Origin of the sequence: Hafnia paralvei ATCC 29927, assembly GCF_001655005.1 — a bacterium.
In the GTDB taxonomy this organism is placed as follows: Bacteria; Pseudomonadota; Gammaproteobacteria; order Enterobacterales; family Enterobacteriaceae; genus Hafnia; species Hafnia paralvei.
Genome location: NZ_LXET01000072.1, coordinates 1 through 3,316 on the forward strand (window position 1 = coordinate 1; position 3,316 = coordinate 3,316).

At 51.6% G+C, this 3,316-nt stretch carries 1 protein-coding gene and 2 rRNA genes; all 3 read right to left on the minus strand.

The genetic code is table 11. From position 1 onward, the window contains the following. Positions 1-116 (minus strand): 5S ribosomal RNA (gene rrf / locus M988_RS22120). A gap of 114 nt (positions 117-230) precedes the next feature. Then, positions 231-3,139 (minus strand): 23S ribosomal RNA (locus M988_RS22125). After that, a partial coding sequence (locus M988_RS23075; protein ID WP_211271697.1) for a hypothetical protein occupies positions 3,130-3,316 on the minus strand: 187 nt, incomplete at its 5' end. The genes M988_RS23075 and M988_RS22125, both read right to left, overlap by 10 nt.

Genomic DNA, 3,316 nt, shown 5'->3' on the forward strand with positions numbered 1-3,316 from the left:
GCCTGGCAGTTCCCTACTCTCGCATGGGGAGACCCCACACTACCATCGGCGCTACGGCGTTTCACTTCTGAGTTCGGCATGGGGTCAGGTGGGACCACCGCGCTATCGCCGCCAGGCAAATTCTGTTAATCAACCCGCTACGTATATCACTATACCCAGCCAGTTAATCCAATCTTCGAACAAGCTTACTCTTTGTCTTAGTCTCTCAACCAAAACACCTTCGGTGTTGTAAGGTTAAGCCTCACGGATCATTAGTACTGGTTAGCTCAACGTATCGCTACGCTTACACACCCAGCCTATCAACGTCTTAGTCTTAAACGTTCCTTTAGGAGACTCAAGGTCTCAGGGAAGACTCATCTCGAGGCAAGTTTCGCGCTTAGATGCTTTCAGCGCTTATCTTTTCCGCATTTAGCTACCGGGCAATGCCATTGGCATGACAACCCGAACACCAGTGATGCGTCCACTCCGGTCCTCTCGTACTAGGAGCAGCCCCTCTCAATCTTCCAACGCCCACGGCAGATAGGGACCGAACTGTCTCACGACGTTCTAAACCCAGCTCGCGTACCACTTTAAATGGCGAACAGCCATACCCTTGGGACCTACTTCAGCCCCAGGATGTGATGAGCCGACATCGAGGTGCCAAACACCGCCGTCGATATGAACTCTTGGGCGGTATCAGCCTGTTATCCCCGGAGTACCTTTTATCCGTTGAGCGATGGCCCTTCCATTCAGAACCACCGGATCACTATGACCTACTTTCGTACCTGCTCGAGCCGTCACTCTCGCAGTCAAGCTAGCTTATGCCATTGCACTAACCTCACGATGTCCGACCGTGATTAGCTAACCTTCGTGCTCCTCCGTTACTCTTTAGGAGGAGACCGCCCCAGTCAAACTACCCACCAGACACTGTCCTCAATCCCGATTAGGGACCGGAGTTAGAACATCAAACATTAAAGGGTGGTATTTCAAGGTTGGCTCCATGCAGACTGGCGTCCACACTTCAAAGCCTCCCACCTATCCTACACATCAAGGCTCAATGTTCAGTGTCAAGCTATAGTAAAGGTTCACGGGGTCTTTCCGTCTTGCCGCGGGTACACTGCATCTTCACAGCGAGTTCAATTTCACTGAGTCTCGGGTGGAGACAGCCTGGCCATCATTACGCCATTCGTGCAGGTCGGAACTTACCCGACAAGGAATTTCGCTACCTTAGGACCGTTATAGTTACGGCCGCCGTTTACTGGGGCTTCGATCAAGAGCTTCGCCTTGCGGCTGACCCCATCAATTAACCTTCCAGCACCGGGCAGGCGTCACACCGTATACGTCCACTTTCGTGTTTGCACAGTGCTGTGTTTTTATTAAACAGTTGCAGCCAGCTGGTATCTTCGACTGGCTTCAGCTCCATCCGCAAGGGACTTCACCTACGCGCCAGCGTGCCTTCTCCCGAAGTTACGGCACCATTTTGCCTAGTTCCTTCACCCGAGTTCTCTCAAGCGCCTTGGTATTCTCTACCTGACCACCTGTGTCGGTTTGGGGTACGATTCAATGTTACCTAGAGCTTAGAGGCTTTTCCTGGAAGCTTGGCATCAACTACTTCATCACCGTAGTGACTCGTCATCACGCCTCAGGGTTGATATGCGACCGGATTTACCAAGTCACACCCCCTACACGCTTAAACCGGGACAACCGTCGCCCGGATAGCCTAGCCTTCTCCGTCCCCCCTTCGCAGTAACACCGAGTACAGGAATATTAACCTGTTTCCCATCGACTACGCCTTTCGGCCTCGCCTTAGGGGTCGACTCACCCTGCCCCGATTAACGTTGGACAGGAACCCTTGGTCTTCCGGCGAGCGGGTTTTTCACCCGCTTTATCGTTACTTATGTCAGCATTCGCACTTCTGATACCTCCAGCAACCCTCACAGGCCACCTTCACAGGCTTACAGAACGCTCCCCTACCCAACAACACCTAAGTGTCGCTGCCGCAGCTTCGGTGCATAGTTTAGCCCCGTTACATCTTCCGCGCAGGCCGACTCGACCAGTGAGCTATTACGCTTTCTTTAAATGATGGCTGCTTCTAAGCCAACATCCTGGCTGTCTATGCCTTCCCACATCGTTTCCCACTTAACTATGACTTTGGGACCTTAGCTGGCGGTCTGGGTTGTTTCCCTCTTCACGACGGACGTTAGCACCCGCCGTGTGTCTCCCGTGATAACATTCTTCGGTATTCGTAGTTTGCATCGAGTTGGTAAGTCGGGATGACCCCCTAGTCGAAACAGTGCTCTACCCCCGAAGATGAGTTCACGAGGCGCTACCTAAATAGCTTTCGGGGAGAACCAGCTATCTCCCGGTTTGATTGGCCTTTCACCCCCAGCCACAAGTCATCCGCTAATTTTTCAACATTAGTCGGTTCGGTCCTCCAGTTAGTGTTACCCAACCTTCAACCTGCCCATGGCTAGATCACCGGGTTTCGGGTCTATACCTTGCAACTTGACGCCCAGTTAAGACTCGGTTTCCCTACGGCTCCCCTATTCGGTTAACCTTGCTACAAAATATAAGTCGCTGACCCATTATACAAAAGGTACGCAGTCACCCCATAAAAGAGGCTCCCACTGCTTGTACGTACACGGTTTCAGGTTCTATTTCACTCCCCTCGCCGGGGTTCTTTTCGCCTTTCCCTCACGGTACTGGTTCACTATCGGTCAGTCAGGAGTATTTAGCCTTGGAGGATGGTCCCCCCATATTCAGACAGGATGTCACGTGTCCCGCCCTACTCATCGAACTCACAACATATGCATTTTCAAGTACGGGGCTATCACCCTGTATCGCCGGACTTTCCAGACCGTTCCTCTGACACATACGCTGATTAAGGTTCTGGGCTGCTCCCCGTTCGCTCGCCGCTACTAGGGGAATCTCGGTTGATTTCTTTTCCTCAGGGTACTTAGATGTTTCAGTTCCCCTGGTTCGCTTCGTTAAGCTATGTATTCACTTAACGATAGTGCAACGAATTGCACTGGGTTTCCCCATTCGGAAATCGTCGGTTATAACGCTTCATATCAGCTTACCGACGCTTATCGCAGATTAGCACGTCCTTCATCGCCTCTGACTGCCTAGGCATCCACCGTGTACGCTTAGTCACTTAACCTCACAACCCGAAGGTGTCTCTTGGCGAACGCGGTTACGAACCGGTTCAAGACAACGTTCAAGATTGCAAAAAATTGAGAGACTGCTTAATGCTCGCTGTGTCAGTGTTTGACCGAAGTCATTCTCACAGCGGCTTAAGCTTTCAAATTTCAGCTTGTTCCAGATTGTTAAAGAGCAA